General features: G+C 73.9%; 12 protein-coding genes. 4 read left to right on the forward strand and 8 right to left on the reverse strand.

Annotated features, from left to right (window positions below):
- Positions 1 to 57: 57 nt before the first annotated feature.
- The 3 genes from ABZ576_RS20965 to ABZ576_RS20975 form a co-directional block, all read right to left on the reverse strand.
- A complete protein-coding gene (locus ABZ576_RS20965) occupies positions 58 to 1,644 on the reverse strand; it encodes an LCP family protein (RefSeq protein ID WP_360742706.1) in 1,587 nt (528 codons plus the stop codon).
- 439 nt (positions 1,645 to 2,083) lie between these two features.
- Positions 2,084 to 3,088: an urea transporter gene (locus ABZ576_RS20970; RefSeq protein WP_360742589.1), complete on the reverse strand. Its 1,005-nt coding sequence runs from the start codon at positions 3,086 to 3,088 to the stop codon at positions 2,084 to 2,086.
- Positions 3,089 to 3,514: 426 nt separating this feature from the next.
- Positions 3,515 to 4,387: a trypsin-like serine protease gene (locus tag ABZ576_RS20975; RefSeq protein ID WP_360742592.1), complete on the reverse strand. Its 873-nt coding sequence runs from the start codon at positions 4,385 to 4,387 to the stop codon at positions 3,515 to 3,517.
- A 384-nt stretch (positions 4,388 to 4,771) separates the two neighbouring features.
- On the opposite strand from ABZ576_RS20975, the gene ABZ576_RS20980 reads away from it, so the two are divergent.
- Together ABZ576_RS20980 and ABZ576_RS20985 are read left to right on the forward strand one after the other, a co-directional pair.
- Complete coding sequence (locus ABZ576_RS20980; RefSeq protein ID WP_360742595.1) at positions 4,772 to 5,092, forward strand: STAS domain-containing protein; 321 nt, start codon at positions 4,772 to 4,774, stop codon at positions 5,090 to 5,092.
- A 299-nt stretch (positions 5,093 to 5,391) separates the two neighbouring features.
- Complete coding sequence (locus ABZ576_RS20985) at positions 5,392 to 5,865, forward strand: GreA/GreB family elongation factor (protein WP_360742598.1); 474 nt, start codon at positions 5,392 to 5,394, stop codon at positions 5,863 to 5,865.
- Between the two features lie 33 nt (positions 5,866 to 5,898).
- On the opposite strand, the gene ABZ576_RS20990 is transcribed toward ABZ576_RS20985, so the two are convergent.
- The 3 genes from ABZ576_RS20990 to ABZ576_RS21000 all read right to left on the reverse strand — a co-directional run bounded on the left by ABZ576_RS20990 (position 5,899) and on the right by ABZ576_RS21000 (position 11,220).
- Positions 5,899 to 8,430, reverse strand: coding sequence for an AAA family ATPase (locus ABZ576_RS20990; protein WP_360742601.1), 2,532 nt, complete (start codon positions 8,428 to 8,430; stop codon positions 5,899 to 5,901).
- A gap of 278 nt (positions 8,431 to 8,708) precedes the next feature.
- Entirely contained in the window at positions 8,709 to 9,590 is an 882-nt protein-coding gene (locus ABZ576_RS20995) for a diacylglycerol kinase family protein (protein WP_360742604.1), read from the reverse strand.
- A gap of 37 nt (positions 9,591 to 9,627) precedes the next feature.
- The gene (locus ABZ576_RS21000) at positions 9,628 to 11,220 is read right to left on the reverse strand and encodes an FAD-binding oxidoreductase (protein ID WP_360742608.1); all 1,593 of its coding nucleotides are present in this window, start codon (positions 11,218 to 11,220) and stop codon (positions 9,628 to 9,630) included.
- A gap of 105 nt (positions 11,221 to 11,325) precedes the next feature.
- Between ABZ576_RS21000 and ABZ576_RS21005 the strand changes: the two genes are divergently transcribed.
- Together ABZ576_RS21005 and ABZ576_RS21010 are read left to right on the forward strand one after the other, a co-directional pair.
- The gene (locus ABZ576_RS21005) at positions 11,326 to 11,925 is read left to right on the forward strand and encodes a TetR/AcrR family transcriptional regulator (protein WP_360742611.1); all 600 of its coding nucleotides are present in this window, start codon (positions 11,326 to 11,328) and stop codon (positions 11,923 to 11,925) included.
- Positions 11,922 to 13,493, forward strand: coding sequence for a glycerol-3-phosphate dehydrogenase/oxidase (locus tag ABZ576_RS21010; protein ID WP_360742614.1), 1,572 nt, complete (start codon positions 11,922 to 11,924; stop codon positions 13,491 to 13,493). The genes ABZ576_RS21005 and ABZ576_RS21010 overlap by 4 nt, the downstream gene beginning before the upstream one ends.
- A 225-nt stretch (positions 13,494 to 13,718) precedes the next feature.
- On the opposite strand, the gene ABZ576_RS21015 is transcribed toward ABZ576_RS21010, so the two are convergent.
- Positions 13,719 to 15,170 carry a WGR domain-containing protein gene (locus ABZ576_RS21015; RefSeq protein ID WP_360742617.1) on the reverse strand — a complete coding sequence of 484 codons (1,452 nt, stop codon included), beginning with the start codon at positions 15,168 to 15,170 and terminating at the stop codon, positions 13,719 to 13,721.
- A 156-nt stretch (positions 15,171 to 15,326) separates the two neighbouring features.
- Complete coding sequence (locus ABZ576_RS21020) at positions 15,327 to 16,931, reverse strand: ABC-F family ATP-binding cassette domain-containing protein (RefSeq protein WP_360742620.1); 1,605 nt, start codon at positions 16,929 to 16,931, stop codon at positions 15,327 to 15,329.
- Positions 16,932 to 17,082 lie beyond the last annotated feature (151 nt).

The following is a 17,082-nucleotide window of genomic DNA, read 5'->3' on the forward strand; positions in this document are numbered from 1 at the left end:
CGCCAGGAGGGTCGAGGGTGCCGGACGGGCCCGGGGCCCCGGGGTCAGGCGGCGGAGTCAGGCGTCGGAGTCGGGCTTGGTCCGAGCCGCCTCGTACGCCTGGGACGGCGTCATGGGCACACCATCGAGCACGACCGTCTTGTAGGGACTCACCTTGGCGCAGGTCTTGGCCTCGGCGGCGGTCGAGGCGTGGGCGCCGCCGACCGCCGCCTCGGTGTCGGCGGGCGCGGGCGACGCGGTGGACCCGCTGGGGTAGCTCCTGCCGCTGGGCCAGTCGCTGCCGACCACCAGGGTCAGTCCGTCGCCGGAGCCCCGCCGCAGACGGGAGGAGGGCAGTCCGAGCGCCTCGGCCACCGTCCGGGCGGCGGCCTTGTGGCCGGTGCCGTAGGTGAGGGTGGTGGTCGCCGCGGGGCCCGGGGCGTTGCCCGTGGTCGTGGCGGGGCTGAAGCCCTGGTCGACGAGGGCGGTCGCGACGGTGGAGGCGCGGCCGGTGATGCCGGTGCCGTTCCGCACCGTCACGGCGATCCCGGACGCGGGCACGGCCGAGGCGGTGGCCTCGGCCCTGGCGGTGGAACCGGCGGTGGTCTTGGCCGTGGAACCGGCGGTGGCCTTGGCGGTGGCGGTGGCGGTGGCGGTGGCCGCCGCGGACTTCCTGCCGGAACCGGTGGTCAGGGACTGGTCGCCCGCGATGGTGGCGAACAGGGACTTCGCGCCGGCGCCCACCACCAGGCGGTCGCCGTCGGCCGGGTCGGGGGCCGTCTGCATCGTCGTGAAGGTGATCCGCCCGGTGGGGACCTTGTTCACGTCGGCCGCGAGCCCGATCAGCTTCTTGACGCTCCCGAGACCGTCGTCCACGGTCAGCGCCTTGGTGGCGGCGTCGGCCAGCCTGTACACCGCGGTGGGGTCGGTGAGCGTGCCCGCGCTCTTGAACTTGCGGATCATCGCGCTCAGGAAGATGTGCTGCGAGATCGTACGGCCGAGGTCGCCGCCGTCGCCGAAGCCGTGCCGGGAGCGCACGAACTGCAGCGCCGCCTCGCCCTCCAGGGTGTGGGTGCCCTCCGACAGCTTCAGGTGCGAGTAGGTGTCGTAGACGTCGTCGCTGACGCAGACGGAGACGCCGCCGACCGCGTCGGACATCGTGACCACTCCGGCGAAGTCGAGCTTGACGAAGTGGTCGATGGGTATGCCGGTGAGCCGGTGTACGGTGGCCACCTGGCAGGCGGGACCGTACTGCAGCGCGCTGTTGATCTGGCCGTAGTACCCGGAGGTGGACCGGCCGGTGTCAGCGTCCTCGCAGGCCGGGACCTTGGTCATGGTGTCGCGGGGGATGCTCATCACGGTGGCGTTGGAGCGGTCCGCGGAGATGTGCAGCACCATCTGCACGTCCGCGTTGCTGCCGGTCTGCACCCCGGTCGCCGAGCAGCCGCCGCCGAGTCTGCAGTCCGTCTTGCTGGTACGGCCGTCCGAGCCCATGACCAGGATGTTGATCGGGGTGCGGCCGAAGGCGTCGGGCTTCTCCGTGCCGCCCTTGCCGTCCAGCGAGACGCTGTGGATGTTGCCGTTCAGGTGCCGGTAGAACCACCAGCCGGCGCCGGCCGTGACGACGACCACCACGGAGAGGACGATCGCGGCGATCTTCAGCAACCGCCTGCCCCGCCACGCCGGGCGGACCGCGTCCGGCTGGGGCCGGAGCTCGTCCGGCTCGGGACGGAGCTCGTCCGGCTCGGGACGGAGCTCGTCCGGCTCGGGACGGAGCTCGTCCGGCTCGGGACGGAGCTCGTCCGGTGTGGCCGGGCGCCGTCCGGGCGCCTGCCGGCCGCGGCTGCGCGTGGCCTGGCCGGCCGGCCCGTCCCACGGGTCGCTCATCTCCCACTCCCCTGGGCGGTCGGGCCGGTCGGACCGGTCGCCGGAGCGGCCGGCGTGCGCGGCGGTGTACGGGCGGGCAAAACGCTGCGCGGCAGTCGTTTGCGTAGTTGCGCAATCTAACAAACACGTCGCCCGAACAGCGCAGATCCCTACAGGATTCACAGGTGAGGCATCTCATGGCGGTGCGGCACCGCCCGCGGCGACAGGCAGCGGGAGTCTACGTGTCCCCGCCGAGGACCGGCTGGGCCGGAACGGGCGTCCGGGCGGTCAGGCCGGGGAAGGAGCGGGCCGCGGCCAGGAAGCCGAGGGTGGTGAGGACGAACGGCCAGGTGAAGGCGTGGCCGCCGGACGGGGCCAGCAGATGGGCGACGGCGGGTGTCACGACCGTCGCCGTCGCGGCGCCGAGCAGGGCGTACAGCAGCGTGGCCGGAGTCACCGCCAGGAAGACCCCGCACAGGGCGAGGGCGACGAGCACCGCGTTGTAGCCCATCGTGCCGTCGGCGATCCGGGCCGCGGGCGCGCCGAGCGCCCAGGCGGTCAGGATGCCGGTCGCGCTGCCGGCGCAGGCCACCAGCCCGGCCACCCGGCCGGCCAGGAACACACCCGCAAGGAGCAGCGCCCCGACGTACCACTCGTCCATGAAGAAGACCTGGGAGACGTTGCGGAAGAAGGCTCGCCACAGCTCGCCCGGGCTCGGCGCGGTCGGTTCGGCGGCGGCGCGGGGCAGCGCGGCGGGGCCGGCGTCGTGCGGCCAGATCCGCGACAAGGCGGGCGCGGCGATCGTGACCGCGCTCGCGAGCAGGCAGTACGGCAGGGTCAGCGGCGGGAGCTGCCACACGCGGAGCAGCCGTACGACGGCCGCCGTGGCGACCGCGGCCACCACGCAGCTCGCGGCGGCGAGCAGCGCCGTGGAGAGCCGGTCCGGGCCGAGGAACACGGCGCAGCACAGGGCGAGCAGGCAGGCGTTGTACCCCTCCAGTCCCGCCTCCACCCGGTCACCGGACACCTGGAGCAGCCGGGCGGTGCCGGTGCCCACGGCGGCGCCTCCCAGGGCGTAGGCGCCGTACCGCCAGTCGGCCGCCGCCAGGGCCAGGCAGAAGACGGCGCCCGCCGGCGCGCGGGACAGGAGCATCACCTGGGCCGGGCCCCGCAGCAGCTGCGGTCCGAGGCCCCGGCCGCGTTCACGCCTGCGCCACGACCGAGCAGCCTCCGACCGTCGCACGTCCCGCCCCCTCATTCCGCCCCGACCCCCATTTTTTCCGCATGGCGGCATTCAGCTTCCGTCATACGATACTTGCTTCGCGTTGTCGGGGTCGCGCGGAGGTGGGGCCTGGGCGGGCGCGATGGCAGAGGGAGCAGGTGCCGGGGGCCACGGCGTGACCGACGGGCCGACGGTGACGCCGACGGGAAAGGGGCGCGGTCGTCCGGGCCGTCCGGGTCGTCCGGGCCGTCCGGGCCGTCCGGGCCGTCCGGGCCGTCCGGGCCCGGGACCTCGCGAGGCGGGGGGCGGCCCACCGGTGACGCGGCGCGGGAAGGCCGCGGGCGAGGCCCGCCCGGGCGCCGGGCCCCCGCGGGCTGCGCGCTCGCGCCCCGTGTGCGGGTGGCCCGGGCCTTCCCGCCCGGTCCTTTCACCCCCCGGCCCGGGTGTCTACGGCAGTTTCACGAAGGGGGCCAGGAAGGCGCGGGCTCCGGGAGTGTCCAGGCGGTAGGTGACGTTGGTGGCGTAGCAGGGCGTGTCGCCGGTGATGGTCGTGGCGGCGAGGACGTTCCGGCCGCCGATGACGGCGAAGTTGGGCCCGCCGGAGTCGCCGTAGCAGGCGCCGCCGTTGCCCTGGGGGGCCGTCATGGCGAGCCGGGCCCAGGCTCCGCTCAGGGCGTCGAAGGTCACCGGGGCCTTCAGGCGCAAACCTCCACCGGGGTGGGTCTGGCCGCCGGGTCCGTTGGCGGCCTCCTGTGTGCCGTAGCCGGCGACGAACCAGTCGGTGGAGTCGAGCCGCTGCGGGCCGAGGGCTCCCAGCTGGTTCGCGGTCGGCAGGGCGGCGGGGGTGAAGGACCAGCGGGCCGCGACCTTGGCGGCGGGCACTTCGACGACCGCGATGTCGTGCGTGTCGGAGGAGGGGCCCGGATAGTCGGCGTGGGTGTGCGCGGTCCCCTCGACGGCCACGGCGTTCGCCTGGGCTGCCGGGTCGCCCGGATGGGCCTTCGCGGCCGCGTCGAGTCCGGCCTGGACGTCCTGGTCGAGGGAGACGTGGAAGCGGACGCCGGCCGGCCAGTCGCTGGTGCAGTGGGCGGCGGTCAGGAAGGTGTTCGTGTCGATCATCGTGCCGGAGCAGACCCAGTCGACGCGGTCCGGGGTCGCCGGATCGTCGTCGTCGTCCCACGTGGCCACGAGCGCGCCGACCTCGGTGCGTTCGGGAGCGGGCGTGGCGTTGTACGAGTTGATCGCGGAGGAGGGCAGTGCCGCGGCGAGTACGGTGGCGCAGGCGGCGGCGGTGACGGCGGTGGCGCGTACGGCTCTCAAGAAGAACCCCTTCACTGGGTGGTGTGCGACAGGTGTTCTCCTGTGGGGGTAGGGAGCATTGAACTGGGCGGGGCGGCGCGGGACAAGACGGCCGTGCCGCCGGTTCGGGACGACATGCGTCCCGTGGACCCGGTGGCACGGCACGCCGACGGCGGCCCGGTCTCGCCGACCGGGCACCATGTGCGGTGACGAGAAGGGTTGCGGAGGTTGCGGGGAGACCCAGGCGGATGTGGTGAGGCGGGCGGGGCCGGTCGGCATTCTTCGCGCGATCCGGGGCAGCCGCTCTTTGAGGACTGCACCGAGCGGTATATCTGCGAGTTGGACGAGGGACGCGTGACTGACACGGGTGACATAAGCGAACAGGCGCAACCCGAAGGGTTGTCGGTGACGTGGTCCACCGTCGACGGCGTCACCGTCGTCACGGTGACCGGCGAGGTCGACCACCACACGTCCGGTGCCCTGCGCCAGGCCCTGACCCCCGCGGACCCCGACGGTGGGGCGCGTACCGTCGCGGACCTGAGCGGGGTTCCGTTCATGGACTCCAGCGGCATCAACGTCCTCATCACCGCCCACCAGGCCCACACCGGCGGGGGCTGGCTACGGCTGGCCGGGGTCCGCAGGCCCGTCCTGCGGACCCTGGAGATCGTCGGCCTCACCCCCCTCCTCGCCTGCTACCCGAGCGTCCGTGACGCCCTGACGGGGTGAGGGAGCCGGCCGCTCACGCCCCCGGCCGTGCCGCCCGCCGTCAGGACTGCGGGCGGCGTCCGTGATTGGCCGCGTGGTTACGGCGCGACTTCTTCTTCCGGCGTCGCTTCGAGGACATGGAAGCCTCCACACTGCCGCGATCGGAGCACGTTCGGCTCCGGGGATATGGACATAAGCACGATATATCCGCGTTACCTACCCCTCCACCGCAAACGGGGCGAATCGGCGAATGACTCTATGATGCGAAATGCCGGACTCGCGACACGCGTCCGGTGGCCGTCCGCAGCAGAGGAGCAGAGATGACCGGTGATCCGGCGCCGATCAGCGCCCAGGCCCGTCGCGCGCTGGAGCAGGAGCTGGCCGACCTGGAGGCCGAGCGACGGATGGTCGCGGGAACGCTGACGGACACCACCTCGGTGGGCGACCAGGCCGACCAGGCCGACGAGTTGCAGCGCGCCGAACAGCTCAAGCGCCTGGACCAGCGCATGGACGACATCACCGAACGGCTCCGCGAGGCGGCTTCGGCCGGCCCCGCCCCCACCGACGCGGTCGGCGTGGGGAGCACCGTCACCGTCCGCTTCCCGGACGGCACGGCCGAGACCCTCGACATCGGCGAGGCCGCCGAGGCGCTGGACCAGAACCTGGTCACCGCCGACAGCCCGCTCGGCCGCGCCCTGCTGGGGCGCCGGCCCGGCGACACCGTCCACTACGACACCCCGGACGGACCGGCGACGGCGGTCGTGGTGTCGATCGGGACGGACGGGTCGGCGTAGCGGTCCCGATAGCGGTCCCGACCGGTGGTTGCGCTACGGGGCAGGCGGTGTGTCGCCGGGTGCGGCCGTCGCTCCGGGCGCGTTCCTGCGTACCGAGCAGTGCAGCGAGTCGTGCTGCACGTCGGCGACGATGGTGTCGCCCGGCCCGGCCTCGCCGCCGAGCAGGATGGTGGCGATCCGGTTGTCGAGTTCGGCCTGGATGGTTCGGCGCAGCGGACGGGCGCCGAACTCCGGCTGGTGCCCGTGGGCGATGAGCAGCTTCTTGGCCGCTTCCGTGACTTCCAGGCCCATGCCCTGGGCGTGCACCTTGTGCTTGCTCCGGTCCAGCAGGTGGTCCACGATCCGGCCCAGGTCCTCCTCGGTCAGGGCGTGGAAGATGATGATGTCGTCGATCCGGTTGAGGAACTCCGGCAGGAAACGGCCGCGCAGGTCCTCCATCAGCGCGTCCTTGAGTTCGGACACGTCCCCCTTGTGGTCCAGGATGCGGTGCGCGCCGATGTTGGACGTCATGATGACGACACAGTGCCGGAAGTCGACGGTACGGCCCTGGGCGTCCGTCAGCCGCCCGTCGTCCAGGATCTGCAGCAGTGTGTTGAAGACGTCGGGGTGGGCCTTCTCCACCTCGTCGAAGAGCACCACGCTGTACGGCCGGCGGCGGACCTTCTCGGTGAGCTGGCCCGCCTCCTCGTAGCCGACGTATCCGGGAGGCGCCCCGACCAGCCGGGCGACGGTGTGCTTCTCCTGGAACTCGCTCATGTCGAAGCGGATCATCCGGTCCTCCTCGCCGAACAGGAGGGCGGCGAGGGTCTTGGCGAGTTCGGTCTTGCCGACACCGGTCGGGCCGAGGAAGAGGAAGGACCCGACGGGGCGGTTCGGGTCGCCCATTCCGGCGCGGTTGCGGCGCACGGCCTGGGAGACCGCGGTGACCGCCTCGTCCTGGCCGACGATCCGCGCGTGCATCTCCTCTTCGAGCCGCAGGAGCTTCTCCTTCTCGCCGGCCGTGAGTTGGGAGACCGGGATGCCGGTGCGGCGGGAGACGACGTCGGCGATGTCGGATGCGGTGACGGAGACGATGCCTTCGCGGCGCTCCTCGATGCCCGCGAGTTCGCCCTCGACCTCGGCGATCTCCCGCTTCAGTTCCGCGGCTCTCTCGAAGTCCTCGGCGGACACGGCCTGTTCGAGTTCGCGGCGGAGTGTGGCGATACGGTCCTCGCGGCCGGCGACCTCGGTGGAGCGGCTCGCGCCGCGCAGCCGTACCCGGGCGCCGGCCTGGTCCATGACGTCGATCGCCTTGTCGGGCAGGAAACGGTCGCTGATGTACCGGTCGGAGAGTTCGGCGGCGGCCGCCAACGCCTGGTCGTCGAAGCGGACCTGGTGGTGGGCTTCGTAGGAGTCGCGCAGCCCCTCCAGGATCTGCACGGTCTCCTCCACGGTGGGCTCGGGGACCAGCACGGGCTGGAACCGGCGCTCCAGAGCGGCGTCCTTCTCGACGTACTTGCGGTACTCGTCGATGGTCGTGGCGCCGACGACATGGAGCTCCCCGCGAGCTAGGGCGGGCTTGAGCATGTTGCCCGCGTCCATGGAGCCCTCGCCGGTCGCGCCGGCGCCGACGACGGTGTGCAGTTCGTCGACGAAGAGGATGATGTCGCCGCCGGCGGCCTGGACGTCCTCGATGACCTTCTTCAGCCGCTCCTCGAACTGCCCCCGGTACTGGGCGCCCGCCACCATCCCCGACAGGTCCAGCGCGACGACCCGCTTGTCCTTCAGCGTGTCGGGGACTTCGCCCGCCACGATGCGCTGGGCCAGCCCTTCCACGATGGCGGTCTTGCCGACGCCGGGTTCGCCGATGAGCACCGGGTTGTTCTTGGAGCGCCTGGAGAGGATCTCGACGGTCTGCTCGATCTCCCCGGCCCGCCCGACCACCGGGTCGAGCCTGCCGGCCTTTGCCTCCTCCGTCAGGTCGCGGCCGAACTCGTCCAGGGTGGTGGCCGGCCTCTTCCGCTCGGCGGGGGCTCCCTCGGTACGGGCGGCCGCCGACTGTTCGGTGAGGCCCGCGAGCCGCTTGGCGTCCAGCCCCTCGGCCCGCAGCATGCGGGCCGCGCCCGTCTCGCCGTCGCCGATCAGGGCGCTCAGGATGTGCTCGGGTCCGATGTAGGACACACCGGCCGCCTGGGACTCGGCGTAGGCGGCGCGGAGTGTGCGCTTTGCCGCCGGGGTGAGGCCCGGCTGGGCGGAGGGCTCGGCGGACTCCCGCGGCAGGACCTTGGCCAGCTCGGCCGCGAGCGTGTCGGGGTCCATGCCCACCTGGGCGAGCAGGCGGCGGGAGGGCTCGACCTGCGTGGCCGCCCAGAGCAGGTGTTCGGTGTCCAGGTCGGAGGTGCCGTCCTCGACGGCCCGTTGCACGGCCAGGCCCAGCAGTCCCTGCGAGGACTCGGTCAGCAGCCGTCCGATGGGCACGCGCTGCACCGCGGGGGGCGATGACGCCGGTGACATACCGAAAAAACGATTCAGCAGCTCACTGAACGGATCCGACGAACCGAAGGGTGCACCGAACGACATCGACATGACAGCTCCTGGCGCGCGAGGGGCGGTATCCGTGGGGGCCGTGGGGTCATACTCACTGAACCCCGGCGCCGGGGGTGCCGCAAGCGGAGCAACCGGGACGCCGATCGGGTGGCGGGGCCGCCGCGGACGGAGGGCCCCGGTCCGGTGCCGCGGCCGCCGTGGACGGAGAACCCCGAGCCGCCGAACCGGTGCCGGGAGCGGCGCGAACGGAGAAGCCGGAGCCGGTGCGGGGGTGCCGCGAGCGAGCGTTGCGGACCGCACTGTGTCCTGGCGCCTGGTCAGTACAGCACCGGCAGGTCCCCGGGGCGTACCCGCAGCGTCACCGGCAGGGTGGCGTCGACCTCGCCGTCGGCGCCGTAGGGTACGGGCCGGTCGGCCTCGATACGCAGTTCGCGGCCGCGCAGGACACGCACTTCGGGACGGCGGACGTGGGCGCCGGTCTTCAGCTCGTTCATCAGGGTGAAGAACAGCCGGCGCGGGGCCTCGCGGATCAGCACGATGTCCAGCAGCCCGTCGTCGACGCGGGCACCGGGGGCGATGAGCCGGCCGGAGCCGTAGTAGGGGGAGTTGGCGGCGACGACCGTGTAACCGCGGTGGGTGTGCACCTCGCCGTCGACGGTGACGCGGTAGCCGGCCGGCCGCCAGGCGGTGACGGCGCGCAGGCCGCCCGCGTAGTAGGAGGCCGAGCCCCGCAGCAGCCGGGCGTTGTTGGCGTGCCGGTTGGCCTCGGCGTCGACGCCGGCGTACACGCTGCCCAGCACCACGGTGCGCGGGTGGACGGCCGACTCGACCTCGATGGTGTCGACCGGCCGGGGTTCGGCGCCGAGCAGGATGCCGGCGAGCGCGGCCGGCTCGGCGGGCAGGTGGAGGGCGCGGGCGAAGTCGTTGCCGCGCCCTGCGGGTACGAGGCCGAGCACGGTGCCGGTGCCGCTGAGCGCGCCGCCGATGCCGCCGGCGATGCCGTCTCCGCCCACGGCCAGGACGATCCGGCCGCGCTCCCCCGCCGCGCGGGCGATGTCCTGGGCGTGGGCGAGGCTGTGGCTGTACTCCGTCTCCAGCTCGGCCCCGCCCTCGCGCAGGAGCCGGGCCAGGTAGAGCAGGGTCGCCGCCCCGGTGGAGCCGCCCGCGGTGGGATTGACGACGGCGGTGAACTGGCGCATCGGTGTGCCTCCGAGGCAGGCGGTCGGATCGGGTGGGTCAGTCGGTGGGCAGCAGGACGCCCGGGTTGAGCAGGCCGTCCGGGTCCAGGCGGCGCTTGACGGCGCGCAGGGCCGAGACGCCGAGCGGGCCCGCCTCGCGGACGTACCAGTCGCGGTGGTCGGTGCCGACCCCGTGGTGGTGGGAGATGGTGCCGCCGGCGGCCAGCACGGCTTCGTTGGCGGCGTGTTTGGCGGGCGTCCAGTGGGCCACCGGGTCCTCGCCCTGGGCGCTGACGACGGTGAAGTACAGCGAGGCGCCGTTCTCGTACACGTGCGAGATGTGGCACATGACCAGGGGCGGGGTGCCGGCGCCGGTGAGCGTGTCGGTCAGGGCGGTGCGGACCGCCGTGTACAGGTCGGGGATCCGGGACCAGAAGGCCGCCGTCTCCAGCGTCTCGGCGAAGGCGCCGACGTCGAGCAGGGCGTCGCGCAGGTAGGGCGCGGAGTAGCGGCCGTGGGCCCAGCGTTCGCCGGGTTCGGTGCCGGCCAGGGTGCCGCCGCAGTCCGTCAGCACCGCCGCCGCGCGTTCCCGGCGGTGCGCGGTGTCCTCGGCCGTCCCCTCGTACCCGGCGATCGCCAGGCAGCCGGCGCCGCCCTTGGCCAGGCCGTCGCCGATCGCGTCGGGCTGGGCGAGGCCGATGAGCGTCTCGGTCTCGTCGGACAGGCGCAGCACGGTCGGCCGGGGCCCGTCCTGGGCGAGCCGGCGCAGCGCGGTGGCGCCCTCCTCGAAGGAGGCGAACCGCCAGCCCTCGTACACGCGTACCTCGGGCAGGGGGCGGATCCGTACGGTGACGGAGGTGATGACGCCGAAGGCGCCCTCGGAGCCGAGGATCAGCTGGCGCAGGTCCGGGCCCGCGGCGGAGCGGGGGGCGCGACCGGTCTCGACGGTGCCCTCGGGGGTGGCGAGGGTCAGGCCGAGCACCATCTCGTCGAAGCGGCCGTATCCGGCGGACGCCTGTCCGCTGGACCGGGCGGCGGCGAAACCGCCGATCGTGGCCCATTCGAAGGACTGCGGGAAGTGGCCGAGGGTGAAGCCGTGTCCGGCGAGCAGGGCTTCGGCCTCGGGGGCGCGCAGGCCGGGCTGGAGGACCGCGGTGCGGGAGACGGGGTCCAGGTCGAGCAGGCCGTTCATGCGGCGCAGGTCGAGGGCGATGAACGCGCTGCGCTGCGGGGCGAGTCCGCCCACGACGGAGGTGCCGCCGCCGAAGGGGACGACGGCGAGGCCGTGCGCGGCGCAGGCACGCAGGACGGCGAGGACCTCGTCGTGGGTGGCGGGCAGGACGACGGCCTGGGGGACGTCGGCGAGGTCGCCGGCGCGGATCCGCAGCAGGTCGGGGGTGGACTTGCCGCGGGTGTGCCGGATGCGGCTCTCGGCGTCCGTGCGGACGTGCTGGTCGCCGCCCACGGCCTCGGCGAGCGCGGTGAGGGCGGCGGGCCCGGCGGTGGGGGCGGGTGGACGGACGTCCTCCAGGGCGAGCGCGGGGGCGGTGCGCGGTGTGACGCCGAGCAGGTCGCGCAGCAGTCCGGTCACCGTCTCGGGCAGCGGTGCCGCCTTGGCCGGGTCGCCCCAGCCGTTCCACAGCATGTCCATTGAACGGTCGTCCTCACAGGTCGGTGTGGTCGGTTCGCGCGGCTCGGCTGCCGTCTTGGGGGTGGACCGCTTCCGTCCGGACCCCGGGGCGTTACACTGTTACACATGACGCCTATTCGTCACAACGGTTCGGACAGCGATCACGTCCTCGACTCGGTACGCGACTGTGTACTGGCCGTCGGGGTACGGCGCACCACCCTCGCCGACGTGGCCCGTCGCGCCGGCGTCTCCCGGATGACCCTCTACCGGCGCTGGCCCGACCTGCGGACACTGGTGGGCGATCTGATGACCCGGGAGTGGATCGACGTGGCCACCCGGGCCATACCGCAGCCCGCCGAGGGCACCGCCACGCGCGCCCGGATCGTGGACGGGCTGGTGGCGGGTGTCGAGGCGTTCCGGGAGCACCCCCTCTTCCGCAAGATCGTCGACGTCGACCCGGAACTGCTCCTGCCCTATGTGCTCGACCGGCGCGGCACGAGCCAGGAGGCGCTGCTGGCGCTGCTGGGCGACGCACTGCGCGAGGGCCACGCGGACGGGTCCGTGCGGCCCGGCCACGTCGAACGGCAGGCGCGGGCCCTGCTGCTGACCGTGCAGTCCTTCACTCTGTCCCTGCGCACGATGACCGACGAGGACGATCCGGAGCTGGACTCCGCCGCCTTCCTCAAGGAGCTGCGCACCCTCCTGGAGAGGACCCTGACGCCATGAGCCACACCGAGGCCGCGCCCGGCTCGTCCCTCAGCGCACACCGGCGCGGCCGGGAACTGGCCGAGGCCGCGGACGGCCGGGTGGCCGACGTGCTGGTCGTCGGGCTCGGCGCCACGGGCGCCGGGGCCGCGCTGGACGCGGCGGCCCGCGGACTGGACGTCGTCGCGGTGGACGCCCACGACCTGGCCTTCGGCACCTCCCGCTGGAGCTCGAAGCTCATCCACGGCGGGCTGCGCTACCTGGCCTCCGCGCAGTTCGACGTCGCCCACGAGAGCGCCGTCGAGCGCGGGGTGCTGATGATCCGTACGGCCCCGCACCTGGTCGCCGCGCAGCCGTTCGTGCTGCCGCTGACCCCGCTGGTGTCCCGGGCGCAGACCTCGCTGGCGTGGACGGGGTTCCGGGCCGGGGACGTGCTGCGGCTGGCCGCCCGGACACCGCGGCAGGTGCTGCCCGCGCCGCGCCGGCTGTCCGCGACGGAGGCCCGGCACCTGGTGCCCTCGGTCCGCGCGGCCGGGCTGCGGGGCGGGCTGTTGTCCTGGGACGGCAAGGTGACCGACGACGCCCGCCTGGTGACCGCCCTGGCCCGGACCGCCGCCGCGCACGGCGCCCGGGTGCTGACCCGGGTGCGGGCGCTGGAACTGACCGGGGCGGGCGCCCGGATCCGGGACGAACTCACCGGCGAGGAGGGCGAGATCAGGGCCCGCACGGTGATCAACGCCACCGGGGTGTGGGCGGGCGCCCTCGCCGACGGCATCCGGATACGGCCCTCCCGCGGCACCCACCTGGTGCTGCGCTTGGAGCGGCTCGGCGCCCTGCCGGCCGGCCTGCACGTGCCGATCCCCGGGGAGACCAACCGCTTTGTACTGGTCCTCCCCCAGGGTGACGGCCGCGTCTACGTGGGCCTCACCGACGAGCCGGTCGACGGCGGTGTACCGGATGTGCCGGAGGTGCCCGAGACCGACATCGGCTTCCTCCTGGACGTCCTCGGGTCGGTCCTCGACGTCCCCGTCGCCCGCGACGAGGTCGTCGGCGCCTTCGCCGGCCTGCGTCCCCTGCTGGACACCTCCGACGGCGACAGCCCGGCCCGCACCTCCGACATCTCGCGCCGGCACGCGGTGCTGACCTCGCCCGACGGGGTCACCACCGTGGTCGGCGGCAAGCTCACCACCTACCGGCGGATGGCCCAGGACGCGGTGGACGCCGCGGCCGCGGCGCGCGGCCTGCGGGTGGGCCCCTCCCCCACCGCCGCCCTGCCGCTGGTCGGCGCGGCCGCCCCCGAACGGCTGCGGGCGCTGCCCGCGCCCGGCCGCCTGGTCCGCCGCTACGGCACCGAGGCCACGGCCGTCCACGCCCTCACCGCCCAGGACCCCTCCCTCGCCGAACCGGTCCTGCCCGGCCACCCCGTCACCCGCGCCGAACTCCACTGGGCGGTCCACCACGAGGGCGCCCTGGACGAATCAGACCTCCTGGACCGCCGCACCCGCATCGGCCTGATCCCCGCAGACCGCACCGCTTCCCTCCCCACCGCCCGACAGATCCTGGAACGGGAGAAAACCGTCCGCTCCTGAGCCCGGGGGCGGACACCCCGCCCCGCCGGTCGCCCCCACCCGCTGCGGCCTCACCCGGCGACGGGGCGCGTGCTGCACCGGGCGGGTGCCGACGCGCCGGGGACCGGCGGCCCGCTGCAGGGGACCGCCGGCGAGCGGGAGCCACCCTGCCGGGTACTCAGGGGTGCACCGGTGTGACACGACGCGCGAGTCGGCGCCGGGTGCCGCAGCGGCGTGGTGGATCCGTCAGAGCAGCCGTCGGATGTCGCCCCGTACGCGGTAGAAGCCGCCTGCCGCCGGGTGCAGGGCGTCGACCACGTAGCGGGCGCCGGGCTGGCGTATCGCGCGGGGGAACTGGACGTTCCAGGAGGGGTCGTAGCCGTCGGAGACGACGTGGACCCGGAGGCGGCCGCCCTGCTGGATGCACTCGACCACGACCGATCCGGTGGGTGCCTGGGTGACCGTGGCCACGGCGGCCACGGCGGTGGCCGGGGCGTACGTCGGCAGGGCGGCGGCGAGTTTGACGTCGCGCGCCACCGGCACCGTGCCCTGCTGGGCCGCGGCAATGGCCGCCTCGCTCGCGTCCACACAGACGAGGGAGCCGTCCGTGGTCACCAGGTACAGCCGCTCGTCGCGGTACTGCATCGACAGCGCCGAACCGCTGCCCGTGCCCAGCTTCCACAGCCGGGTGCCGTCCTGGTCGAAGCAGTAGACGGACGACGCCGCGTCCCCCGCGAAGACGAACCGGCCCCCCGGGGAGGTGGCGCACGAGTACACCGCGCTGTCGCAGGCGTACGTCGCCTCCAGTGCGCCGGTGTCCTTCGCCAGCCGCTGGACGACGCGGTGCGCGGTGCCCGCGTACACGGCGTTCTGTTCCTGCCAGCCGAACAGCACGCCGCCCTTGGTGGGCGTGTGCCACAGTTCGCCGCCGCCGTCGGGGGCGTAGGCGGTGACGCCCCGGTGGTGACCGTGGTAGACGGCCCGGTCGTCGGCCCGGACCATCCAGGCGTGTTCGCCCTGGCTGCGGCGGGACCACTGGTGTTCGTCCTCGTGGTCGATGACGGTGAGCCGGCCGTCGCGGTCCGACACGTCCAGGATGCCCTCGTGGATGTCCAGCCAGAAGATGTCGACGTCGGCGGCGATGTCGTAGGCGGCGAAGGGCAGCTTGGAGGAGAGGTCGTAGACCTTGCCGTCGTCGCAGCCGGCGTAGATCCAGAAGTCGTCGGCGACCAGGCACTTCACCCCGTCCGGCAGGCTGAAGCGGGCCAGGACGGCGCCCTCGTGGTCCAGGGTGTAGACGTCACCGGCCTGGTTGCCCACCCAGCAGCGGTCGTCGTCGACGTGGATGCCGAACGCGGCGGAACCGGTGCGGAACCGCCACAGCACGGGTGCCACGGCCCGCGCGGTGGACGGGGCCGAGCTGACCTGACGGCGGGTCACCGCGCGCGGCGCACGCTGCCCCGGCACCGCCGGGGCGTACCCCTTGCGGACCTTCTCCCCCACCTTCTTCGCGGCGGCGGCCCGCGCCTTCTCCACGGTGGCGAACGTCGTCGTCTGGGTCTGCCCAGCGGCGCCGATCCTGCCGTACCGCACCGTCACCACCTGGCCGGCGACGGTCACTTCGTAGAACTTGTGCGCGCCGCCGCCCTCCTGCGACAGCTCCAGATACGTCGTCGACACCGCGGACGCCGTGGACATGGCACACCCCTCCCCCAGACGGACCCGCGGCCTTCCCAGCAGGTCCTCAACTGCTCCTCACCGTAGAGGGACCCACTGACAACGGCCTCGGCCGACGGCCTCCCCGACGGCCGGGGCGGTCCGGCGCCGGTCGGGCCCGGCCGGGGGGAGCCCGCGTCAGGCGAGGGCGACCAAGGAGCGGTAGTCCTCGTTCCACAGGTCCTCGTCCGCGTCCGGCAGGAGCAGGACGCGGTCGGGGCGCAGGGCGTCGAGGGCGTCCTCGTCGTGGGTGACCATCACGATCGCTCCGGGGTACGAGCCGACCGCGGCCAGCACCTCGTCGCGGGAGGCCGGATCGAGGTTGTTGGTCGGCTCGTCCAGCAGCAGCACGTTCGCCCCGGAGTGGACCAGGCCGGCCAGCACCAGCCGGGTCTTCTCGCCGCCGGACAGCACGCCCGCGGGCTTGTCGGCGTCGTCGCCGCCGAACAGGAAGGAACCGAGGACGCGCCGGGCCTCACCCTCGCTCAGGTGCGGCGCGGCCAGGGCGAGGTTCTCCCGGACCGTGCGCCCGGTGTCCAGCGTGTCGTGCTCCTGCGCGAAGTAGCCCAGGCGCAGCCCGTGTCCGTGCACCACCCGCCCCCCGTCGGGCCGCTCGGCCCCGGCGAGGAGGCGCAGCAGCGTGGTCTTCCCGGCGCCGTTGAGGCCCAGCACGACCAGCCGGCTGCCCCGGTCCACCGCCAGGTCCACCCCGTCCAGGACCCGGTGACCGCCGTAGGACTTGACGAGGCTGACCGCGCCGAGCGGTGTCCGGCCGCACGGGGCCGGCTCGGGCAACCGGATCCGCGCGGTCCGCTCGGTGCGGCGGGCCGGCTCCAGGTCGGCCAGCATCCGGTCCGCCCGCCGGGCCATGCTGCGGGCCAGGGTCGCGGTGGCGGAGCGGGCCTTCATGCGGCCGGCCTGGGCGTGCAGGGCGGCGGCCTTGCGTTCGGCGCTCGCCCGTTCCCGGGTGCGGCGGCGGTCCTCCGCGTCCCGCCTGCCCAGATAGGTCCGCCAGTCCGTGTTGTGGATGTCGATCGTCGCCCGGGTGGCGTCCAGGTGGAAGACGCGGTTGACGACGTCGGCGAGCAGGCCCGTGTCGTGGCTGATCACGACCAGACCGCCCTGGTGGGCCTGGAGGAACGCGCGCAGCCAGGCGAGGGAGTCGGCGTCGAGGTGGTTGGTCGGCTCGTCCAGCAGCAGGGTGCGGTCGGTTCCGGCGAACAGGATGCGGGCGAGTTCCACGCGCCGCTTCTGCCCCCCGGACAGCGCTCCGACCGGCTCGTCCATCACCCGTCCGGGCAGTCCGAGTCCGGCGGCGACCCGGGCCGCCTCGGCTTCGGCGGCGTATCCGCCACCGGCCTGGAAGGCGGCCTCGGCGCGGGTGTAGGCGCGCAGGGCCCGCTCCAGCGCCGCCGCGTCGGCGGCGCCGGCCATCGCCGTCTCGGCCTTGCGCAGGGCGCGCAGCGCGCCGTCGAGGCCGCGCGCGGAGAGGATCCGGTCGGTGACGGTCACGGCGGGGTCGGCGGCGCGGGAGTCCTGGGCCAGGTAGCCGACCGGCCCGGTGTGTGTGACGTCGCCGGCGGCGGGCCGCGACCGGCCCGCCAGGGCGCTCATCAGGGTGGTCTTACCGGCGCCGTTGCGGCCGACGAGGCCGATCCGGTCGCCGGGCGAGACGGTGAAGGAGACGCCGGACAGCAGGAGACGGGCGCCGGCGCGCAGCTCGGCGTCACGAACGGTGATCATGGGAAGACGCTCCGAAATAGCGAGAGGACACACTTCTGGCGTGGAAGCGGGTCCTCGGCTAGGAGATGCGGGGCGTCGACATGCGGTCACGGTAGCGCGGGGGGCCGCGGCGCAGCACGCCGTTTTCCCGACGACCGGAGTCCCTGGCGTC

The sequence above is a fragment of the Streptomyces sp. NPDC013455 genome (assembly GCF_040632975.1).
Classification (GTDB): Bacteria; Actinomycetota; Actinomycetes; order Streptomycetales; family Streptomycetaceae; genus Streptomyces.